Here is a 24,363-nt window from a genome sequence, read left to right as displayed (position 1 = left end):
AAAACATACATTGATGAGGTTTTTTTCATAATTTATATAGAAGTAAATAAAAAGTATCGCATAAATATAAAATTAAAATAAAATATAAATTTTCATTTTACATAATTCAATATTATTAATAACACAGCATTTATGCGGATAATTCATCGTTTTTTAATGAGTAAAAATGAAGCATAAGTTTAACTTATTAATTTTTTAATGGAAATTTAAAATAATATATGATAGTATTATGTTAAATATTGTGAATATTTAGTGAAAAGAGTGCAATATTTGATTTATTTCTTCATTGTGGGGTGAGAGCCACAAATGTTGGGAGGGAACTTAATATGAATAAGGTATTCAAAGTTGTATGGAGTGCAACGAAGCACGCTTATGTCGTAACGTCTGAGTTAGCTAAGTCTCACCAAAAATCTGCTACTACAATTGTAGCAGCCGTTATTTTGGCGGCTAGCTTTTCTGGAGGTGTTGCTAATGCATCCAGCCCTGAGGATTGGGCTAGAGCTGATCTTATTGGTAGCCAAAGATGGTTAACACCTGATCAAAATGCTTGGGGTCATATGCAAGATCAACATCAAGTTGATCCACAACAATTAGACCAACAGCAACAACAACAGCAGCAACAACAACAGCAACAACAACAACAGCAACAGCAACAACAATGGCAACAACAAGTGCCGCAACAACAGCAGCAACAACAAATCCCTAAAAAAGGCGGTTCCAATGGTAATACCGTAATTAATAACTACTATACAGTTGTAACTACTGATGTTGAAAATGTTAAGAAAAATACACATAACATTAACGTTGTAAATAAAAAGGTAGATATCAATACTACTAATATTAATACTGTTAATAATAAGGTTGAGAGTGTAAAAACTGACATTACAAATATCAAAGCTAAAGTTAATCAAAATAGCAAAGATATTGAAGGATTAAAAGGTAAAGTCGGCACTCAAATCACTAATATCCAACAAGACATCACAAATATTAACAATAATATTGATGCTAAATTTACTAAAATTAACAACGATATTGATGTAAAAATTGATAATAAAATCACTAATATTACAAATAATGTTGTTAATAATGTAAATACAAACATTGATGCTAGTGTAAAAAAACATATTGAAGCTAATAATACTAATATCATTAATCAAGTAAATCAAAATATTAAAAATGAAATACAAAACAATAACACTACAATTCTTAATCAAGTAGATCAAAAAATTGAAAATAATAACACTACTATTATTAACAATGTGAACAAAGATGTAGATGTTAAGATTAATGATATTAAAACAAATATTAACAATGTGAAGACTGAGTTGAATAATAACATTAACAATGTTGATGTTAAGGTTAACGACAACAAACAAGCAATCAATAATTTAACTGTTAACGTTAATAATAATAGTAAATCTATTGCTGATTTGACTGCTAAAGTTGAAGAAAACACTAACAACATTACTTTCAACAATACTATTGCGATGGAAAACCGCAAAGGTATTGTCGATAACAAAAAAGCTATCGGTGAAAATAAAAAAGCCATCGAAGACTTGAAAGGTAAAGTTGGCACAACAATCAATAATATTAACACAACTATTGATAATAAAATTAGTGAAAATAACACTAAGATTATCAATGAAGTTAATAAGAATGTAGATATAAAAATCAACGATAGCAAAACAAATATTATTAATGAAGTTAACAAAAATATTAATACTCAAATTGAAGCTAACAACACAACTATTATTAATCAAGTAAATACTAACGTTGATAATAAAATTAATGCTGTTAAAGCTGATATTACTAAGATTAATAATTCTGTAACTGATTTAAGTGCTAAAGTAGATGCTAATACAACAAACATCACTAACAACACTACAAATATCAATAAAAATGCCACTGCAATTACTGAATTAAACACTAAAGTTGATAATCAAGGTAAAGTTTTAGTTAATCATGAAGGTCGCATCCAGACGCTTGAACAAGATAATAAAACAATTAAGACTGATGTATCCAACACTCAAAACCAAGTTAATATCAACACTAAAGATATTGCTGATTTGAAAGGTAAAGTTGGTCAAAACATCGGCAATGTTCAAGTAGATATTAAAGATATTAAAAACAATATCACTAATATCAATAGCAAAGTGGACGCAAATGTAACTGCAATTAATAACGTTAATGTAAAAGTTGACGGTGTTAAAGGTGATTTAAATGGCCTTAAAGACCGTGTAGATCGTCATGACCAACGTTTAGACTTCTTACAAGATAATATTGCAGATAATTCTACACGTATTTCCATTGTTGAGGATAATGTGAAAACTAATACTACAAACATTGTAGATAATAGTAAACGCATCGATGCTAACTCTGCGCGTATTTCCAACAATGAAAAAGCGATTAATGATTTGAAAGGTCATGTTGGCACACAAATCACAAATATCGAAAACACAATTACTAATAAAATCAATGAAAATAATACAGTAATTAATAAAAATATCGATACTAAGATTGAGGCTAACAACACTGTTATTAACCAAAATATTGATAAAAAAATCAATAATAATAACACAACCATCATTAATAAAGTAGACCAAAACATTGATGCTAAGATTACTGAAAATAATAAAGTAATCAATAATAATATCAACAATGTAAATGTAAAAATTGATGGTGTTAAAGGCGACTTAGATGGTCTTACTAAACGTGTAGCTCAAAATGAAAAAGACATCAATGTAGCTGGCACAATTGCTATTGAAAACCGTACACTTATTGGTGCTAACAAAAAAGCTATTGATGAGCTAAAAGGTCATGTTGGCAATCAAATCACAAATATCGAAAATACAATTACTAATAAAATCAACGAAAACAATACAGTAATTAATAAAACTATCGATAATAAGATTGAAGCTAACAATACTACTATTATCAATAAAGTAGATAACAATATTGATGCTAAGATCAATGCTAACAATACAACAATCATTAACAAAGTTGATAAAAACATTGATGTGAAAATCAACGAAAATAACACACAAATTAACAATACAATCAACAAAAAAATTGGTGATGTAAATGTTAAGATTGATGGTGTTAAAGGTGATTTGGATGGCCTTAAAGGGCGTGTAGATCGTCATGATCAACGTTTAGACTACTTACATGATAATATTGTAGATAACTCTACACGTATTACTGTAGTAGAAGATGGTGTTAAAGCTAATGCAAAAGACATCAATGTAGTTGGCAATATTGCTTTGGAAAATCGTCAATTCATCGGCAATAACAAAGCTGCTATTGATAAAAACACTAAAGCAATTGATGCATTAAAAGGTCAAGTTGGCACTACAATTAAAAATATCGAAACTACAATTAATAATAAGATTACAGAAAATAATGTAACTATTAATAAAAATATCGATACTAAGATTGAAGCTAACAACACTGTTATTAACCAAAATATTGATCAAAAAATCAATAATAATAACACAACAATCATTAATAAAGTAGATCAAAACATTGACGCTAAAATCAATGCAAATAACACTACTATTCTTAACAAAGTTGATAAAAATATCGATGTAAAAATCAATGAAAATAACAAACAAATCAACAATACAATCAATACTAAGATTGGTGATGTAAATGTTAAGATTGATGGCGTTAAAGGTGATTTGAATGGTCTTAAAGGTGATTTAGATGGCCTTAAAGGTCGTGTAGATCGTCATGATCAACGTTTAGACTACTTACAAGATAATATTAATGATCATTCCACACGTATCTCTATAGTTGAAGATGGTGTGAAAGCTAATGCAAAAGATATTAATGTAGTTGGTACAATTGCAATGGAAAACCGTAAATTCATTGGCGATAATAAAGTTGCTATTGCAAACAATACTAAAAATATCAACATCAATGCTAAAGCTATCGATGAGTTAAAAGGTCAAGTAGGTCAATCATCTACAGTTATTAACGATATTAAGAAACAAATTACTAATATCAATGGTAAAGTAGAAAACAATACTACAAATATTGCAAATAATACAACTAATATTGCTAAAAATGCTACAGCAATTAACAACGTAAATGTTAAAGTTGATGCTAATGCTAAAGCTATTGTAGACAACAGCAAACGTATTGATGCAACTAATGTGAAAGTAGATGCTAACACTACTAATATTGCTAACAATACAACTGCGATCAACAACGTAAACGTTAAAGTTGATGCTAATACAAAGGCTATCGTAAATAATAGCAAACGTATCGATGCAACTAATGTGAAAGTAGATGCTAACACTACTAACATCGCTAACAATACAACTGCTATTAACAATGTAAATGTTAAAGTTAACGGTGTTAAAGGTGATGTAGCTGGCCTTACTAAACGTGTAGAACAAAACGAAAAAGATATCAATGTAGCTGGTACAATTGCAATTGAAAACCGTAAATTCATTGGCGATAACAAAGTTGCAATTGAAAATAACACTACAAATATCAATGTTAATGCAAAAGCTATTGATGAATTAAAAGGTCAAGTAGGTAAATCTTCTACAGTAATCAACGATATTAAAAACCAAATTACTAATATCAATGGTAAAGTAGAAAATAATACTACTAACATTGCTAACAATGCTACAAACATTCAAGCTAATGTAGTAGCAATTGCTGACAATAGCAAACGTATCACTGAAAATTCCACAAACATCGCAAACAACACTACAAATATTAACAATGTAAATGTAAAAGTTGACGGTGTTAAAGGTGATTTGGATGGTCTTACTAAACGTGTTGACAAAAATGAAAAAGATATCAATGTAGCTGGTACAATTGCTATCGAAAATCGTAAATTTATCGGCGATAACAAAAAAGCTATTGATGAATTAAAAGGTCAAGTTGGTAAAACAGTTCAAAATATCGAAACTACTATTAATAACAAAATTACTGAAAACAATGTAGTTATTAATAAAAACATCGATACTAAGATTGAAGCTAACAACACTGTAATTAACCAAAACATTGAAAATGCAATCAACGAAAATAACACAACAATTATTAACAAAGTTGATAAATCTGTAGATGTTAAGATCGCTGAAAACAACAAAGCGATTAACAATACAATCAACAATGTAAATGTTAGAGTTGACGGCATTAAAGGTGACTTGAATGGTCTTACTAAACGTGTTGACCAAAATGAAAAAGACATCAATGTAGCTGGTACAATTGCTATCGAAAACCGTACATTCATTGGCAATAACAAAGCTGCTATCGACAAGAATACAAAAGCTATTGAAGCATTGAACGGCAAAGTTGGTACTACTATCACTAACATCGAATCTACTATCAATAACAAGATTGAAGCTAACAATACTACAATTCTTAACAAAGTAGATCAAAATATCGATGCTAAGATTACTGCTAATAACACAACAATCATTAACAAAGTTGATAAAAACATCGATGTAAAAATCAATGAAAACAACAAACAAATCAACAACACTATTAATACTAAGATTGGTGATGTAAATGTTAAGATTGATGGTGTTAAAGGTGATGTAGCTGGTCTTACTAAACGTGTAGATCGTCATGATGAACGTTTAGACTACTTACAAGGTAACATTGTAGATCACTCTGCACGTATCAGTGCTAATGAAGATGCTATTAAAGCATTAAAAGGCCAAGTTGGTACAACAGTTACTAATGTTGAAAACACAATCAATGCTAAGATTGAAGCAAACAACACAGTGATTAGAAATGATATCAACACTGCAATTACTAATAATAACACTGTTATTAACAAAAACATTGAAACTGCAATCAACGAAAATAACACAACAATCATTAACAAAGTTGATCAAAATATTGATGCTAAGATTGCTAATAACAACACAGAAATTAATAAAACTATCAACAACAAAGTTAATGAAGTAAATGTAAAAGTTGAAGCTAATGCAAATGCAATTGCTAATAATAGCAAGTCTATTACTGACATCAAAGCAAATGTGGCTAATATTAACAATAAAGTAGAGTCTAACACTACAAATATTGCTAATAACACTGCAGCTATTGCGAATGTAAGCAAACAAGTTACAAATAATACAACTAACATTGCTAACAATGCAACAGCTATTGCAAACATTAGCAAACAAGTTGCTGGTAACACTGCTAACATTACAGATGTAACTGCTAAAGTAAATGCTAATACTGGCCGTATTGAATCTAATACAACAGCTATTAACAAGTTAACTGGTAAAGTTGATGCTAACTCTCAAGCTATTGAATCCTTGAAAGGTCAAGTTGGTAAAGGCAATACTACAATCGTTAATGTAGCTCAAAAAGTAGAAAATATTACTCAAAACATTAACGCTCAAAATAGTAATATCCAAGCTAATACTGTAAACATTCAAAATAACACTTCCAATATTAATAACATTAAAGCTAATGTTGTTAACGTTGAAAAGAATGTAAACAATATTAAAGCTGATGTGACAGTAGTTAAAGCCGATATCACAAACATCAATGCTAAAGTTGATCAAAAAATCAATATTGTAAACAACAACATTACTAACGTTAAAAACGATGTGAAGAATATTGATGCTAAAGTTACAAATATTGATAACAAAGTTACTAATATTAACAATAAAGTAACTAATATCGATAGCAAGGTAAATGATATTGATGTGAAAGTTAATAATCAAAATACTGTAATCAACAATATCAAAACTGATGTATCTGGTTTGAAAGATCAAGTTGGCAAAAATACTGAAGCAATTAAGAACTTACAAAATGTAAGCGCTGATGTAAACAAAGTAAAAGAACAAGTTAATGTTAATACTCAAAAAGCAAATGCTAACGAAGAACGCATTAAAAATGTTCAAAGCCAAGTTTCTGTTAATACTGAAGCAATCAAACATAACACTGAAAACATCAATATTAACAAAGCAGCGATCAAGCAAAATGCTGAAGCAATTCAAAATACTAATGTAACTGTACAAAAAGTAATCAACAAAGTTGATGAACATAGTAAAGTTATTAACGATGTATCTAAACAAGTTAATACTAATACAACTAATATTGCTAATATTAATAATGTTGTTAACCAAAATACAACTAATATTACAAATGTAACTAACCAAGTTAATGCAAATACAAGCAATATTAGCAAAGTATCTAGCCAAGTTAATACAAATACTACAAACATCAACACTCTAAATGCTAAAGTAGATACTAATGTTACAAATATCACTAAGGTAGATAACCGTGTAACTGCAGTAGCTAACCAAGTTAACGAAAATGCACAATTAACTAAAGCTGTTGGTACTCTAGCACTAGAAAATCATGAAAAAGTTAGTGTATTAGGTTTACAAGTAAACAAAAATACAGAAGACATTTCTAACAATGCAACAGCAATTGCAAATGTAAATACTAAAGTTGATGAAAACGTTAAATTAACTAAAAACATTGGTGCTATTGCATTAGAAAATAATGAAAAAGTTAATGTATTGGGCTTACAAGTAAATAAAAATACTCAAGATATCAGTACATTAGCAGAAGCTGCAAATTACAGCTTGAAAGCTTCTAACATTGCATTACAAGATCATGCAACACTTGTACAACATGATGCACAAATCGCAGAAAACTCTCGCCGCATTAGCAGCGTAGAACGTGATGTTAAAGTTGTAGGTGCTAATGCAGCAGCTTTGGCAGCATTGAAACCTATCGAATACCATGAAGGTCAAAAAGCTCAAATTATGGCCGCTGTTGGTACTTACAAAGGTAAAACATCTACTGCGTTGGGTGTAGCTCATTATGCAAATCCTGATTTATTAATCCATGCTGGTGCAGCTTATGGTGGTGACCATAGCGTAATGGCAAATGCTGGTGTAACAATCGGTATTGGTAATGCTCCTACAGCTCCTAAAGCATCTCCTGCAACTGTAAAAGTTCTTGAAGACAAAGTGGCTGATTTGCAAGCACAAAACAAAGAAATTCGTGAACTTCTTGATAAAGTGATTGCACAACAACCACAACAAGCTCCAAAAGTAGCTGTAAAAACAACTAAATAATATGCCTCCCAACCGATGGGTTACATGATAATCTATCGTAGGTATAGAAACCGCGTAGCAGAAATGCTACGCGGTTTTCTTTTGTGTGGATGTGTGGTGATTATCTCCATATATATCTTTATATTTTGGTGTAATAGAGTGGATAGCTATCTTGTAGTGGGGATTAGATACAGATAGAACTATATAATTCCTCTTGGTGGTAGATAGTGGTTTTTATGAGCTAATTATTATTTATTTTCGAACATATGTATCGAAGAAAAAACGAGAAAAATAGAGATTATGAAAGAAAAATATAAAAAAGTGGGATAAAAATGGATTTTTTATTGTGAATGGTGGGGAATTGTGGTAGAATTTACCATATAGTGGTGGATAAGGAATAGTAAAGGGCGGTGATACGTATGTTCATGGGAGAATATAATCACACCATTGATACAAAAGGGCGGATGATTATACCCGCGAAAATACGTGAACAACTAGGCGAAGTATGCATTGTGACTAAGGGCCTAGATAACTGCTTAGCTATTTACACCGAAGAAGCGTGGAAGAAAATTTCTACAGCTTTACAATCACAATCCTCCACTAAAGCTAGCGTACGTGCCTTAAAACGTTTTGTTTTTGGTAGTGCTGCTGAGCTTGAGTATGATAAACAAGGTCGTGTCCTCATTCCTGTACCACTACGTGAATATGCGAGCCTTGATAAACAGGCCGTTATTGTCGGTGCTGGGGATCACGTTGAAATTTGGAGCCGCGAAAAATATGATTACTATGATGATCAAGTGGCTGAAAGTATGGAAGAATTAGTCGAAGGGCTTGAAGGGATTATGTTATAGGAGGCTATGATGGAATTTAATCATACCAGCGTACTTTTACGCGAAACGGTGGACTCCGTCGTAACTAATCCAAAAGGCATTTATGTGGACTGTACCCTTGGTGGGGCAGGACATGCGCACGCAGTGGGCGAAATGCTTGACCCAGAAGGCATGATAATCGGTTTAGATCAAGATGAAGATGCATTGAGCGTAGCTCGACAGCGTCTATCTGATTTAAAGTGTCAGGTGTTAACGATACCGACAAACTTTTCTGACTTAAAGGAAGCCCTTCAAAATGAGGGCATCTATGAAGTAGATGGTTTTATCTTTGATCTTGGCGTATCAAGTTATCAATTAGATACACCAGAACGTGGCTTTTCATATATGAATGATGGTCCACTTGATATGCGGATGGATAAGGAAGCACCATTAACAGCAGAGGAAGTTGTTAATGAATATGATGCTGAAGCACTATTGCAAATTATCCGTGACTATGGTGAAGAACGATGGGCTAAGCGGATTGTTGAATTCATCGTTAATGCACGTCAAGAAAAACGAATAACCACTACTGGTGAGTTAGTTAGAATTATTAAACAAGCAATACCTGCGAAGGCGCGTCAAGATGGACCGCATCCGGCAAAACGGACGTTCCAAGCCATTCGCATTGAAGTAAATAGAGAATTAGCTATCTTGCATGATAGTTTTGTAGATGCTGTATCCATGTTGAAACCAAAGGGGAAAATTGGGGTTATCACATTTCACTCCTTGGAAGATCGAATTACAAAACAAACTTTCAAAGAGTTGAGTACAGCATGTATATGTCCTCCAGAACTACCGATGTGTGTATGTAACCACAAAGCTGTTGTGAAGGCGAAGAATAAGGCTATAGAGCCAAGTGCAGGGGAGATTGAGGTTAATCCGAGGGCTAGAAGCGCGAAGTTGCGCGTAGCCGTCAAGTTGTAGAATTGGAAGGGGTTAGTGTTTATGTTAGCGAGAAAGGCTGTTGTGGGCCAAGTAAAAAGCGATGTGTTGGTCGCTTCACAAGGGAGAAAACGTAGTGCAAGTGTGGCTTTAGATTTGAGTCCTATGATGTGGCAAGTTGTATATGGTATTGCTGCATTAGTTGCATTTTTGCTTATTATGATGGTTATGAATGCGTACAGCACAAAATTAGGCTACGAAGTAGTTAAAACACAGCAAGCTGTAGTACAATTAACAAAAGATAATGATGCTTTGGATGTTGAAGTGGCTTCCTTAAAGTCGCCCGTTCGTATCCAACAAATCGCAGAACAACAACTAGGGATGGTTTTGCCTGATTCTTTTGTTTATAGCACAAAAAGCGCTGTTACTGAACGCACTGTACAAGAGAAACAGCAAATTATAGACTAGCAGGCAAAGCAGCTCGTATTGGGCTGCTTTCCTTTGCGTGTAAAGGAGATTGTATATGAAACAATTACAAGATATAGTAAAAACCTTGCAAACAACGCATGTAGAAGGTAATACAGCTGTTAAAGTATTAGATATTACAGCTGATTCTCGTGCTGTAAAAGTAGGCAGTTTATTTATTGCTTTAGATGGTGCCACTGTAGATGGTCATAATTATGTAAATAAAGCTGTTGAAGCTGGTGCAGTAGCAGTACTTGTATCTAAACCAGTAGAGGTAAGTGGTGATGTTTGTGTTATCACTGTAGAGGACACTCGTAAAGCTATGATGGCATGTGTGCCATATTTCTTTGATTATCCAGCAAATTCCATGCGCATGATTGGCGTTACTGGTACGAATGGTAAAACGACTACAACGCATATGATTCGCCATATTTTGAAAGCTCAAGGTCATAAAGTGGGCGTTATTGGTACTGTTCATATTATGATTGGTGATACAACATATCCAATTCATAATACGACACCTGATGTAGTGGATTTGCAACATATTCTTCATCAAATGGTAGAGGAAGGTGTTACACATTGCGTAATGGAGGTTTCTTCACACGCATTGGCATTGGGGCGAGTTTCTGGTGTTGAATATGATACAGCGGTATTTACAAACTTAACACAAGATCATTTGGACTTTCACAAGACCTTTGAAAATTATTTGGCAGCTAAGTGTAAATTATTTGAACAAGTTAGCGCACCTAATCAAACTAAATCTGGTAAAGGGGCTATCATTAATATCGATGACGAATATGGTCATCGTGTAATTGAGAAAACAACAGCACCTATCATTACTTACAGTATTGATGGTAAAGGTACGTTGAATGCTCATGATGTAGAAATGACACCTAAGTCTAGCCGTTACACTGTCTCTTATGATGGCTATGACTATACAGTAGCTATGAATACCACAGGTTTATTTAATGTATATAATACTTTGGCTGCTATTGGTGCTTGTCTATTAGAAGGCATATCTATGGAAGATATAGATAAAGCATTGAAAACATTTAGCGCTGTGCCTGGCCGTTTTGAGCTCATTGAAGAAGGTCAACCATTTGCTGTGGTTGTAGATTATGCACATACACCAGATGGGCTAGAAAATATTCTACAAACTGCAAAGGCTATTCAAGAAAATCGCATTATTGTAGTCTTTGGTTGTGGTGGTGACCGAGATGCGACAAAACGACCTATCATGGGCCGTATTGCTGCACAATATGGTGATGTTGTGTATGTAACGTCTGACAATCCACGTACAGAGGATCCTGTACAAATTGTAAAAGATGTTGAAGCAGGCGTTAAAGAAGGCCTTCGTGAAGGCTCTCATTATGAAGTTATTGTTGATCGTCGGGAAGCGATTCAACATGCAATACAAAATGCAAAACCTGGGGATATTGTACTGATTGCAGGTAAGGGGCATGAGGATTACCAAATCTTAAAGGATAAAACGATTCATTTTGATGATCGTGAAGAGGCGCGAGCAGCCCTCAAGGAGATCTAATATGGCAGAATTTACATTGTCTCAAGTGGTAGAAGCCACAGAAGGGACGAGTACACATACCGACAATATTAAGTTCTTAGATGTATCTACTGATACAAGAACGATTGAATCAGGATTTTTATTTGTAGCCTTAAAAGGTGATACCTTTGATGGTCATGATTTCATCAACACGGCCATTGAAAAGGGTGCTACAGGTGCAATCGTAGAAAAAGGTCGTGCCGTAGAAGGTATTGTTTGTATTGAGGTAGAAAATACCTTGGTAGCATACCAAAACTTGGCACGTTACCATCGTCGCCGTTTCGATATTCCTGTAGTAGCTATTACTGGTTCCTCTGGTAAAACTACGACAAAGGAAATGGTGGCCGCTGTACTTGGTACAGAATTTAATGTTTTGAAAACTGAAAAAAACTTTAATAATGAAATTGGTTTGCCAAAAACATTGTTGCGCTTAACTGCAGAACATCAAGCATGTGTCGTAGAGATGGGCATGCGTGGCCTTGGTCAAATTGAAGAGCTTGCATTGATTGCGGAACCAACTATGGGCATTATTACCAATGTTGGTACTAGCCATATTGAGTTGTTAGGCTCTCGTGAAGCCATTGCACAAGCTAAAGGTGAATTAATTCGTTGTTTGCCTGAAAATAGTGTGGCTATTCTCAATGAAGATGATCCATATGTTAAGGCTATGGATAGCCTTGCTAAGGGTAAAACTATTACCTATGGTATTGAACGCAACGCTACTTGTATTGGTAGCCATTTGCGTTATAAAAAAGACGGTATTAAGTTTACTTGCAAATGTTATGACGAAGTCTTCGATATCTTCTTACCTATGATTGGTGAACACAATGTATATGATGCATTGGCAGCAATTGTAGCTGGTCGTGTTTTGGGGATTAAATCCAACACCATTCGTAAAGGCTTAAGCGAGTTTACTGGCACTCCTATGCGCCAAGAAATCGTACCATTTGAAGATATTGTTATCTTAAATGATGCATATAATGCAAATCCTTCCTCTATGGCTGAAGCGATTAAAGCATTAGGTCAACTAGAAGGTAAACGTAAAATCGCTATGCTTGGTGATATGCTTGAGCTTGGTGATTATACTGAACAGGCGCATCGTGAAATTGGTCAATTGCTTGCTGAAGAAGGCTATAGTGTAGTATTCACATTTGGTGATGCTGCGGCCTTCATCGCTAAGGAAGCAAAAAAAGCAGGTTTAACTGCATTCCGTTGTAATAGCCATTTGGAAATGGCTAATGCCTATAGCGATATTCGTGAAAAAGGGGATGTTATCCTTGTCAAAGGTTCCCGAGGCTTGCGAATGGAACGGGTTGTTGAAGAATTAAAAGATCGAGAATAAATGGTTACGGCTAGTTATATCTAGCCGTCATCTGTTTATTAATGAGTAGAGGGTTCATATGATATATCATATTCTATTAGCCTTTGTAGTGACCTTTATCATTACAGTAGTGCTAGGTAAAATTGCTATTCCTATGTTGCGTTCTTTACACGCACAACAAAGTATTCGTGAAGAAGGTCCAGAAAGTCATCAGGCGAAAGCGGGTACGCCAACAATGGGTGGTGCCTTCATGATGATCGCCCTTGTTCTTGGTGTTGCTATTTTCGCACCATGGAATGTAGGTACAGGCATGTTATTGTTTTTAACATTGGGTCATTGTTTATTGGGCTTTTTTGATGATTTTGTAAAAGCCGTTAAAAAACGTAATCTTGGCTTAACAGCTAAGCAAAAATTGCTAGGTCAATTTATTTTGGCGGCCATATTCTGTTACTGTATTACTGAAATTATGGTTATTCCTACCACATTGTGGATTCCTGTAGCAGATATACATCTTCAATTAGGTTGGGCTTATTATGTTTTGGCGTTTTTAATTATCGTAGGTGCTACGAACGCAGTAAACCTTACAGATGGTCTTGATGGATTAGCTAGTGGTACCTCTGCTGTAGCTGCGATTGCTTTCTCCGTGATTGGTCTTATGGCTGCATCTACAACAAATTCTATTGGTGCTGAAAGCGTTGCTTACTTTGGCGCTATTGTAGCCGCTGTTTGCCTTGGTTTCTTGGTATACAATGTAAACCCTGCGAAGGTGTTCATGGGGGATACTGGATCCTTAGCTTTAGGTGGTGCTTTTGCGGCTATGGCAATTTTGACTAAAACAGAATTGCTACTCGTTGTAATTGGTGGCATTTTTGTTATGGAAGCATTGTCCGTTATTATTCAAGTTATATCCTTTAAAACTCGTGGTGTACGCGTATTTAAAATGAGCCCAATTCACCATCATTTTGAGTTATCTGGTTGGGCTGAGCAAACTGTTGTTAATCGCTTCTGGTTTGGTGGTGCTGTATTAGCTGTTATTGGTGTCGTTTTAGCGACTATAACTTTGTAAGATAATACTTAACGGAACACGCAAATAATGGTATGCTTATAAGATAGGAATACATTATTTTTGTTGATAATTTAGGTGATATAGATGGAATACGGAGATAAACATATACTTGTTCTTGGCGCTGGTGCCAGCGGTATAGGCGCATCTTGGGTATTAGCTCAAGTTGGGGCCCATGTAGTGTTAAATGATTATAAGCCTGTTACACTGCCTGCAGATGAGGAAAAAAGACTTGTATCAGCAGGTGTAGATATTATTACCGGTAGACAAGATGAATCCTTGCTTGATGGCGTGGATCGCATTGTTATTTCTCCAGGTATTTCTCTAGATATTCCCATTGTAAAAGCCGCTCAAGCTCGTGGTATTGATGTGGTTAGTGAAGTAGAAGTAGCTTATGAGTTATCTAAATCGCCAATTGTAGCCGTTACAGGTACAAATGGTAAGACCACTACTACAACATTATTAACTAAGGTATTGGAAGGAACTGGAAAGCCAGTTCGCGTTGGTGGTAATATCGGCGATTCTCTTAGTGAAGTAGCTTATTCCATGCCAGCAGATGGTTTTTTGGTAGCTGAGTTATCTAGCTATCAATTAGAAACAATTAAGCATTTTAGACCGATTGGTGCTATTATGCTCAACATTACACCAGATCATTTAGCTCGTCATAAGACAATGGAAAATTATATTGCTGCGAAGGAACGCATCTTTGAAAATCAATTGAGTACAGATTTTATGGTGCTTAATATTGATGATCCTATTGTAGCAGACATGAAACATCGTGCACCTAGCCATATCCTTGAAATTAGTCAACATCAAGTGGTTTCAAATGGTGCTTACTATGATAAAGGACAATGTTATGTAACAAAGAATGGTATAGCAACACCTGTTATTGGTAGTGCTGATATCCACATTCCAGGTAGCCATAATATTGAAAATATTTTAACTGTTATCGCTTTAGCTTATGCGTTAAGTGTGCCGATAGAAACTATTCATCGTATTATAAGCGAGTTCCATGGTGTTGAACACCGATTAGAACGAGTTAAAACTCTTGATGGAATTACATTCTATAATGATTCTAAAGCTACTAATGTTGACTCTGTTGTAAAAGCATTGGAATCCTTTGATCAATCCGTTATTTTATTAGCTGGTGGTCATGATAAAATGACTCCGTTAGAAGACTTTATGCAGCTTGTTAAACATCACACAAAAGCTGTTATCTTTATGGGGGAAGCGGCGGATCGATTTGAAGCTGCTGCAAAAGAGGCTGGTGTTCAGCCTATTTATAGAGCTTCATCTATGAAAGATGCTGTAGAACAGGGTTATAAATTGGCTGTCCAAGGTGATATTGTATTATTATCGCCAGCTTGTTCAAGTTTTGATTGGTATAGCTGTTTTGAAGAACGTGGCGATGATTTTAAAAACTGTGTTCATATGTTGCAAGAAGGGAGACACCATTAATGAAACGTATCATTATTTCAGGTGGTGGCACTGGTGGACATATATACCCAGCAATAACTATATATAAGGAAATTATGAAACAGAACCCTGATGCACAGGTTTTATATGTAGGAACGGAAAGGGGCTTAGAGGCTACCTTAGTGCCTAAAGAAGGCATTGAATTTACTACATTACCTGTACAAGGTTTGCAACGTAAATTATCTTTTGGTACGTTGGTGACGTTAGGCAAGACTGCTTTTTCTCTTGTGAAAGCTAATACAATCATTTCCAACTTTAAGCCTGATGTAGTTATTGGTACGGGCGGTTATGTTTGTGGTCCTATTCTTATGGCCGCAGCATTGCGCAATATTCCAACGTTGATACAGGAACAAAATGTCATTGCAGGCATTACAAATAAAATTCTAAGCCGTTTTGTTGATGTAGTCGCTATGGGTTACAAGGATGCAGAATCATCTTTTTCAAAGGCAAAACGCGTAGTATATACTGGTAATCCAGTACGTCCTGATGTATTAGTTGATACTAGGGAAGATGGACGTAATTATTTTAATTTAAGTGATGACACGTTCACTGTTCTTATAGCCGGTGGTTCTCGTGGGGCGAGAACCATCAATAATGCTATGATTGATGTACATAAGCATTTTCAAGGAACAGAAGGAATTAAATTAATCCATATTACAGGGGATGGGGAATATCAATCTGTGTTATCTCAGCTTGGTATTACCAATGGTGATGGTTTAGGTGATTCCTCCTTGATCTTGCCATATTTACACGATATGCCAAAAGCATTGGCGGCAGCTGATTTAGCAGTCTTTAGGTCTGGTGCTATCGGTCTTGCTGAACTAGCAGTTCGAGGTATTCCATCTGTATTGGTACCATATCCATATGCAGCGGAAGATCATCAAACCTATAATGCCCGTATTTTTGTTCAAGAAGGGGCAGCGCATATGATTGTTGATCAAATGTTAAGTGCCCATGATTTGATAGGGGAAATTGAAATGTTTATGGCCAATCGTGATTTATTGTCACAAATGGGAGAACGAGCGTTGCAGTTAGGTAAACCTAATGCGGCTCATGATATTGCAAAGTTAGCATTATCTATTGCAAAGTAACAAGGAGAGGTTTTATGTTAGACGGTATTCATAAGATTCATCTTATTGGTATAGGTGGGTCTGGCATGCGTGCTATAGCGAATATTTTAATTCAAAAAGGTTATGACGTATCTGGTTCAGATGTAGCTGATTCTGCAGTTATTGAAAAGTTCAGAAATATGGGCGCTACAGTTCATATTGGCCATAATAAAGATTATGTAAAAGGCGTTGATGCAGTAGTTCGTTCTACGGCTATTCGCGAAGATAACCCTGAAATTGTAGCTGCTAAAGAGCAAGGTATTACAATTTTACACCGTTCCGATATTGTAAAAGCTGTGTTAGACGTAACAGATGGCATTGCAGTAGCTGGTGCTCATGGTAAAACTTCTACTACATCCATGATTGGTCAAATTTTAGTAGAAGCAGAAGCTGATCCAACAGTTATTATCGGTGGTGAAGTAGATTATTTAAAAGGTAGTAGTTGTCTAGGTAAGGGGCATTTCTCTGTAGTTGAAGCAGATGAAAGTGATGGGTCTTTCTTGAAACTACGCCCACATACTATTGTTATTACTAACATTGAAGATGATCACATGGATCACTACAAAACAATGGATAATTTGTTAAATGCATTTTGTGAGTTTGTCGAAACCTTACCAGAATCTGGCAAAGCAATCGTATGTGGAGATAATGAGAATATTCGTTATGTTATGAGCCGTGTAAATCGTAATTTCATTACATATGGCTTAAGTGATAATAATGACTATGTAGCTAAAAATATTCACTATGTAGACTCTACTTTGGTATATGATGTATACCATAATGGTGTGAATGTTGAGCGCATTCGCTTACGAGTTCCTGGTGAACATAATGTATTGAATTCGTTGGCTGCCTTTGTTGTTGCTCATGATTGCTGTGGTGTAGAAACGCGCATTATTACAAAAGGTTTAGGTAAGTTTATCGGTGCAAAACGTCGTTTCGAAACAAAAGGTCACGTAGCAGGTGTATGGGTTGTTGATGACTATGCTCATCATCCTACAGAAATTAAAGCAACATTGAAAGCAGCAAAAGAGTTGGAAAAGCATCGTGTTATCTGTGTATTCCAGCCACATCGCTTTACTCGCACAAGCTTGTTAAAGGATGAGTTTGCTACTGCTTTCACAAGCGCTGATGAAGTATATATGACAGATATTTATAGCTCTGGTGAAGATCCAATCCCTGGTATTGATGGCAATACGATTCCAAATGCTATTAAAACGGCCACAGGTCAAGATGTAAATTATGTACCATCTGTTGACGATTTGCCTGAGGTATTAGCGAAAATAGTAAGACCTAATGATCTAGTTATCACCATGGGTGCAGGTTCTATTAATCAATATGGGCCAAAATTATTAGCTATATTGGAGGAAGGCTTACAATGAAAGATAAAAAAATAATCGTATTAATGGGTGGTCCTTCCAAAGAGGCTGAAGTATCTCGTCGTACTGGCGCTGCTATTGCAGAAGCACTTGAAAGCAAAGGTTATAATGCCCAAACTTTAGAACTAAATCCACGCACTGTATTAAAAGATATTGAAGACTTAGGTGGCGAGGTTGTATTTAATGCAATTCATGGTCGTTACGGCGAAGATGGTGCGTTGCAAGGCCTATTAGAAATGGCTGAAATTCCATACACTGGGTCAGGTATTATGGCTCATGCAGTAGGTATGAATAAAAAAGTAAGTAAAGATGTATTTAAAGGTGCCAATATTCCTACTGCGGCATCCGAGTCCTTTACTGGTAATCTTGAATCTGCAGAAGCTATTATTGAACATATTCGTAAGGATTTTACAATTCCAGTAGTTGTGAAGTCTGCTACGCAAGGCTCCAGCATTGGCGTTACTATTGTTCGCGATGAAGCTCAGTTAGAAGAGGCTGTAACGGAAGCTCTAAAATATGACCCTATTCTTGTGGTAGAACAATTTCTTGATGGTCGTGAATTTACAGTATCTGTATTAGATGGTAAAGCATTGTCTGTTATTGAAATTCGTCCACATTCTGGTGAATATGATTACAAGAGTAAGTACACTGTAGGTGCTACTGAGTATTTAGTGCCAGCGCCTATTAGTGCAGAAATGACTGCTGAAATGCAACGCATTGGGGAACTTGTGTATCGTGAAGTACAAGGCAGTGGGGTAATTCGTGTTGATGTTATGACAGACCATGCAGATAATATGTATGTTCTTGAATACAATACTGTGCCTGGTATGACAGCAACATCTTTAGTACCAAAAGCAGCAAAAGAAATGGGAATTGACTTCCCAACATTATGTGAAAGAATTCTATTAACAGCTAGTATAGGGAAATTTTAAGGGCTAATAGAAGATAAGGAGTTAACTATGGATGATAAGCAAAACCATCCATCCAACTCTGGGGAGATGCAGTCTTCTACACCTGTTCGTGATGAACGGGCTGTATTTAGAAAACGAGTGTTAAAAATCGGTGGTGCAGTTACTCTCGTGTTGGTGGGGTTGTTTACACTACCTATTCCTTTTGGATCTTTAAAAGTTACTGGATCGGATAAGGTAACTGTACAAGATGTAATGGTAGCTGGTGATATTCATGAACCTGTTAATATATTGCAGATTAGTACAGAAAAATTAAAAACTAGATTATCGAAAGATTTACGTGTCGAAGAGGCTCAAATTAGCTATCAGTTGCCACTGACAATGGTGGTAAATGTAGTAGAACGCAAGGCAGTTGCAGTTGTACCGGCTCAGTTTGGATACTTAACCCTTGATAGTAAGGGACAAGTGATCGCATCTGAGCCAGCTATACAAGACACATCTGTTCCTATGATTTCTGGTGTGAAAGCTGGAAATATACTATTAGGTGATACAGTAGTAGATAAACCGATATTGGCGGCTCTTGAATATTTGAACTCACTCGATGAGGAGACATTCAAGAATATTGCAGAGGTTAATATTGGAGATCCTGATGCGATAATGGCATATACTGTTTCAGGTGTACAGATTCGACTGGGGGATGGCAAAGACTTAGCTAAAAAAGCAGAGCTAACTCAGTCGATGTTACAAGATATTAAAAAGACACATGGTAATGTACAGTATATAGATGTTAATGTTTCATCACCGTACATTAAAACCGATGTGATGCCAGAAGTTAAAAAGCATCAGAATGGAGCACCGACTACAGAAAATTCATCTACTAAGAAGGATGATAAAAAACAAGATAGATAAGGTCATGTTGAATATAAAGGTAGATGATTGTCGTGAGACACGAACGGTGGGCAATTGCCATAGTCAGCTGTATATTAGGGTTCATGGTTGTTACCCAATATAAGATGACTCAAGATAATATAGAAGAAAATATTCGCTTACAACGAACTGGCGATTTAGCGGTACAATTGAGAGAGGCCCAGAGTGAACGTGATGCTTTGTTAAAGCAAATTGAGTCACTAAAAAAATCTGGCGCTAATGGCGGTGGTAAAGCTGATGAACAGCTCATGATGAAAGCGGCTTTAACTAATGTTAAAGGGCCGGGCGTTAGTGTGTTGATTGAAGATAGCTTAAAGCCTGTACAAAGTGGAGAAAACCCCAATTTATATGTAATTCATGATGAAGATATTCTAAGAATTGTTAATGAATTACGGGCTGGTGGGGCTGAAGCGATAGCTATTAATGATCAACGCCTCATAGGAACGTCTGAAATACGATGTTCAGGCCCGACTATTACTGTAAATGGGAAGGTCTTTGGAGCTCCCTTTACGGTGAAAGCTATTGGAGATCCAAAGACATTAAATTCTGCGCTAACTATGCGCGGTGGTGTAGTAGATTCACTTAAACATTGGGGAATAAAGGTAACTATAAAGCAAGAAGAGGATGTAGCGATTCCTGCTTTCACAGGTACTTTTAGAGAAGAACATATGAAGCCTAATGAGTTAGGAGGTAAAGAATGAATATCTATATCTTTGCCATCATTGGCCTAATTATAGGGGCTATCCTAGGATGGATAGCACCACTTCATATCCCCGCTAGTTATTCGAATTATACTTCGGTAGCTGTTCTAGCAGCTTTAGATGCAGTATTTGGTGGCAGTCGAGCAGCATTGGAAAGAACATTTGATCTTAGTAACTTTGTCATTGGGTTCTTTTCAAATATGGTATTAGCTGTTATTCTTGTATATGTTGGTGATTTAATAGGCATTAACCTATATTATGTGGCCCTTATTGGATTTGGGTTACGTGTATTTATTAATGTAGGCGCTATACGCAAAATAATTATGACTAAGCGGTTCTAATAAATCACATTCTATATAGTGGAAAGTTTTTAAATTTTAGTGTAAAATAAATGTAATTGTTATAAGATAGTCAGTATATAAATCGATACATTGGGACGTATATTGATACAATAGATAACGATAAGAGGAGGAAGTTCAATGTCTGATTTTGCAAATATTAAAGTTATCGGTGTTGGTGGCGGCGGTAATAACGCTGTTAATCGTATGGTTGATAACCAAATTAAAGGTGTTCAATTTTTAGCCGTTAATACAGAAAACCAAGTGCTTGAATTGTCTAAAGCGGATGTAACAATTCAAATCGGTGAAAAAGTTACTAAAGGCCTTGGTGCTGGTGCTAACCCACAAATCGGTGAAGAAGCAGCTCAAGAAAGCCGTGAAGAAATTACTAAAGCTCTTGAAGGTGCTGATATGGTATTCGTAACTGCTGGTATGGGCGGTGGTACTGGTACTGGTGCTGCTCCAATCGTAGCTGAATGTGCTAAAGAAGTTGGTGCATTAACAGTTGGCGTTGTAACTAAACCTTTCGCATTCGAAGGCAAACGTCGTCGTGCTGCGGCAGAAAAAGGCATTGAGTTCTTGACTCAAAAAGTTGATACAATTATTGTTATTCCTAATGACAAATTGTTACAAGTTGTAGATAAAAAATGTTCCGTATCTGATGCATTCAGCAAAGCTGATGAAGTTCTTCGTCAAGGTATCAAAGGTATTTCCGATTTGATCCAAATTCCTGGTTTAATCAATCTTGACTTTGCAGACGTTAAAACTATCATGACTAATCAAGGCGAAGCTTTGATGGGTATTGGTGAAGGTACAGGTGAAAACCGTGCTGCAGACGCTGCAAAAATGGCTATCAATAGCCCATTATTGGAAACTTCCATCGATGGTGCAAAAGGCATCTTGCTTAATATTTCTGGTAGCTCCGAATTGGGTATTTTTGAAGTAAACGAAGCTGCTCAAATTATTTCTGATGCAGCAGACCCTGATGCAAATATCATCTTCGGTTCTGTTATCGATGAAAGCTTGGGCGATAAAGTTCAAGTTACTGTTGTAGCAACTGGTTTTGGCAATAACGCTAAAAGCGTACCAGAATTCGGTAAAACAACTACTACATCTCGTCCAGCAGCCACTACAACAACAACTAACAGCGGTATCCCAGATATCCCTGTATTCATGAAACGTTAATTTATAGAGTGTATAATCAAAACATTCGTAAATAAGTAACTTAGTAAGACATATCTTGAGATATGTGTATAGGAGGTACAAATGAAGAAATTAGTATTATTAACTCTAGCAGCTACAGTTGTGGCAGGTAGTGCATTTGCAGCGGCACCTGTAACAAAAATTAGCGACGGTTCCACTAAAGTACAAGCTGATTATGCATTTAAACAACATGTATCTAAAGGTGGCGGCAATAGTAACGACGGTTTCGGGGTTTCTTTGCAACACGATCTTTCTAATAAAACTGCTGTTCAATATTCTTATGATAAATTGAATGCAAAAAATGGCGACATTAAAGATCATCAATTAGCATTAGTTTATAAAGTGCATCCAAACGTAAACGTATATGGTGCTGGTACTGCAATTCGTACAAATGATACAGAATTAGGTTTCCAAGCTGGTGTTATTGGTCATGTGCCATTGATAGAAAAAGTAAACGGCTTTGCTAAAGCTGGTTGGGGTAACGATATTAAACAAACTTACCAAGTAGGTGCTCAATATGAAGTTCGCCCTGATGTAGACTTGAACGTATACTATGGCTATGATAAATATAGCGTAAATAGCAACGATAAAACTGCAAAAGGTTTACACGCTGGTGTAGGCTACTCCTTCTAAGGATATCAAAGACCACTCTAATGAGTGGTCTTTTTTGTTTATAAATACTAGCATATGATTTATAAAAATATTTTATATAGGATATTGTATATATCCTATATACCTTAGCTTTTTTATAATTCAGATTGTAATTAGTATTTTTTCTTATGTATACAATATATTTTTAAATACTCATTGTATAATTAAATAAGTTTAGGTATGATAAATATGTAATAATTCATTTTAGATAGGATGGTGCAAGTTATGACAAGTGTTGCTGCAAAGCATGCAAAAGGGAAAAAACTTAAAGATGTAATCTTTGTAACTGCTGGCCAAGCCCAAGCTGATGCTAAAGAAAATGGTCGCGAGAACGTTGTTAATGGTACATTAGGTGCGATTTATGATGAGGATGGTAAATTAGTATTCCTTAAAACCGTTAAGGACGAATATTTAAGTCTTCCAGATTCTGAATATGTTGGTTATGCTCCGATTGCAGGTGTACCTGAGTTCCTTGCTGCTGCAGAGGCGGAATGCTTTGGACAATCTCGTCCAGAAGGTCATATCCGTAGTATTGCTACTACAGGTGGTACAGGCGGTATTCATCACTTAGTTCATAACTATACAGAACCTGGTGATGAGGTGTTGACTGCTGATTGGTACTGGGGTGCCTATCGTATACTTTGTAGCGATGTAGGTCGTACACTTGTTACCTATTCTTTATTTGATGAACATAATAACTTTAACCATGAAGCGTTCCAAAATCGTGTAAATGAATTAGCTGCAAAACAAACAAATGTCGTAATTTTGTTTAATACACCTGGTAATAACCCAACAGGTTACTCTATAGAGGACAAAGATTGGGAATCTATCCTTAACTTCTTGAAAGAACTCGTTGCTATAGGCCGTAATAATGTAATCATTGGCATTGATGTTGCATACCTTGATTATTCTGGTGAAAAAGAAGAGGTTCGTGCATTCTTTAGTAAATTCAGTCATTTGCCAAAAGAAATCCTTACATGTGTTTGCTATAGCTTGTCTAAAGGCTTCACTATGTATGGACAACGTGTAGGTGCCTTGATTGGTATTTCTGATGATGAAGAAATTGCTGATGAATTCTTAGAAATCAACAAATCTACAAGCCGTGCTACATGGTCTAATATATGCCGGCCTGCAATGCGTACAATGGCAAATATTGTAGCTGATCCAGCTAAGTTTAAAGCTTATGAAGATGAACGTAATTGCTATTATCAATTGATTCGCGATCGTGCTGATATATTTAAACAAGAAGCAGCACGAGTTGGTCTTCCTATGTTGCCATATCGCGGTGGTTTCTTTATTACGATTCCTACAGATTCTGCTAATGCTATCTGTGAAGAGTTGAAAAAAGAACATATCTATGTTATCGCTTTAGCTAACGGTATTCGCATAGCTGCTTGTGGTATTCCTAAATTCCAAATGACAGGACTAGCTGAAAAAATTTATAATGCTATGAAACGACTCGGCAAAT

17 protein-coding genes are annotated in these 24,363 nt (G+C 35.6%); all 17 read left to right on the top strand.

Going from position 1 to position 24,363, the window contains the following annotated elements:
* Positions 1 to 326 precede the first annotated feature (326 nt).
* On the top strand, positions 327 to 8,066 hold the full coding sequence (locus O3607_RS02580) for an ESPR-type extended signal peptide-containing protein (RefSeq protein WP_285364988.1): 7,740 nt from the start codon (positions 327 to 329) through the stop codon (positions 8,064 to 8,066).
* A 398-nt stretch (positions 8,067 to 8,464) separates the two neighbouring features.
* A complete protein-coding gene (mraZ, locus tag O3607_RS02575; protein WP_060924200.1) occupies positions 8,465 to 8,896 on the top strand; it encodes a division/cell wall cluster transcriptional repressor MraZ in 432 nt (143 codons plus the stop codon).
* 9 nt (positions 8,897 to 8,905) lie between these two features.
* Positions 8,906 to 9,838, top strand: a complete 933-nt coding sequence (gene rsmH / locus O3607_RS02570; protein WP_060924201.1) for a 16S rRNA (cytosine(1402)-N(4))-methyltransferase RsmH — start codon at positions 8,906 to 8,908, stop codon at positions 9,836 to 9,838.
* Positions 9,839 to 9,859: 21 nt separating this feature from the next.
* Positions 9,860 to 10,264: a cell division protein FtsL gene (ftsL, locus tag O3607_RS02565; RefSeq protein WP_060924202.1), complete on the top strand. Its 405-nt coding sequence runs from the start codon at positions 9,860 to 9,862 to the stop codon at positions 10,262 to 10,264.
* Positions 10,265 to 10,319: 55 nt separating this feature from the next.
* Positions 10,320 to 11,804 carry a UDP-N-acetylmuramoyl-L-alanyl-D-glutamate--2,6-diaminopimelate ligase gene (locus O3607_RS02560; protein WP_178884778.1) on the top strand — a complete coding sequence of 495 codons (1,485 nt, stop codon included), beginning with the start codon at positions 10,320 to 10,322 and terminating at the stop codon, positions 11,802 to 11,804.
* A 1-nt stretch (position 11,805) separates the two neighbouring features.
* Positions 11,806 to 13,164 carry a UDP-N-acetylmuramoyl-tripeptide--D-alanyl-D-alanine ligase gene (gene murF, locus O3607_RS02555; RefSeq protein WP_024065463.1) on the top strand — a complete coding sequence of 453 codons (1,359 nt, stop codon included), beginning with the start codon at positions 11,806 to 11,808 and terminating at the stop codon, positions 13,162 to 13,164.
* Between the two features lie 58 nt (positions 13,165 to 13,222).
* A complete protein-coding gene (gene mraY, locus O3607_RS02550) occupies positions 13,223 to 14,209 on the top strand; it encodes a phospho-N-acetylmuramoyl-pentapeptide-transferase (protein ID WP_024065462.1) in 987 nt (328 codons plus the stop codon).
* 84 nt (positions 14,210 to 14,293) lie between these two features.
* The gene (gene murD, locus O3607_RS02545) at positions 14,294 to 15,664 is read left to right on the top strand and encodes a UDP-N-acetylmuramoyl-L-alanine--D-glutamate ligase (protein ID WP_060924204.1); all 1,371 of its coding nucleotides are present in this window, start codon (positions 14,294 to 14,296) and stop codon (positions 15,662 to 15,664) included.
* Positions 15,664 to 16,773: an undecaprenyldiphospho-muramoylpentapeptide beta-N-acetylglucosaminyltransferase gene (murG, locus tag O3607_RS02540; protein WP_060924205.1), complete on the top strand. Its 1,110-nt coding sequence runs from the start codon at positions 15,664 to 15,666 to the stop codon at positions 16,771 to 16,773. Before murD ends, murG begins: the two co-directional genes overlap by 1 nt.
* A gap of 14 nt (positions 16,774 to 16,787) precedes the next feature.
* Positions 16,788 to 18,170, top strand: a complete 1,383-nt coding sequence (gene murC, locus O3607_RS02535; RefSeq protein ID WP_178884779.1) for a UDP-N-acetylmuramate--L-alanine ligase — start codon at positions 16,788 to 16,790, stop codon at positions 18,168 to 18,170.
* Entirely contained in the window at positions 18,167 to 19,099 is a 933-nt protein-coding gene (locus O3607_RS02530) for a D-alanine--D-alanine ligase (protein ID WP_060924207.1), read from the top strand. Before murC ends, O3607_RS02530 begins: the two co-directional genes overlap by 4 nt.
* A 27-nt stretch (positions 19,100 to 19,126) precedes the next feature.
* Positions 19,127 to 19,984, top strand: a complete 858-nt coding sequence (locus O3607_RS02525) for a cell division protein FtsQ/DivIB (RefSeq protein WP_024065457.1) — start codon at positions 19,127 to 19,129, stop codon at positions 19,982 to 19,984.
* A 23-nt stretch (positions 19,985 to 20,007) separates the two neighbouring features.
* Complete coding sequence (locus tag O3607_RS02520; RefSeq protein WP_024065456.1) at positions 20,008 to 20,703, top strand: DUF881 domain-containing protein; 696 nt, start codon at positions 20,008 to 20,010, stop codon at positions 20,701 to 20,703.
* Positions 20,700 to 21,044, top strand: a complete 345-nt coding sequence (locus tag O3607_RS02515; protein ID WP_005386246.1) for a small basic family protein — start codon at positions 20,700 to 20,702, stop codon at positions 21,042 to 21,044. Before O3607_RS02520 ends, O3607_RS02515 begins: the two co-directional genes overlap by 4 nt.
* Before the next feature lie 138 nt (positions 21,045 to 21,182).
* Positions 21,183 to 22,226 carry a cell division protein FtsZ gene (ftsZ, locus tag O3607_RS02510; RefSeq protein ID WP_060924208.1) on the top strand — a complete coding sequence of 348 codons (1,044 nt, stop codon included), beginning with the start codon at positions 21,183 to 21,185 and terminating at the stop codon, positions 22,224 to 22,226.
* An 81-nt stretch (positions 22,227 to 22,307) separates the two neighbouring features.
* Complete coding sequence (locus O3607_RS02505; RefSeq protein WP_371443260.1) at positions 22,308 to 22,877, top strand: porin family protein; 570 nt, start codon at positions 22,308 to 22,310, stop codon at positions 22,875 to 22,877.
* A gap of 243 nt (positions 22,878 to 23,120) precedes the next feature.
* The coding region (locus O3607_RS02500; RefSeq protein ID WP_371443259.1) for an aminotransferase class I/II-fold pyridoxal phosphate-dependent enzyme at positions 23,121 to 24,363 on the top strand (1,243 nt) is incomplete at its 3' end.

This window comes from Veillonella sp. 20925_1_51 (assembly GCF_041431445.1).
Lineage (GTDB): Bacteria > Bacillota > Negativicutes > Veillonellales > Veillonellaceae > Veillonella > Veillonella nakazawae.
The sequence above is the reverse complement of the archived record's forward strand: the minus strand, read 5'-3'. Positions and strand labels throughout refer to the sequence as shown.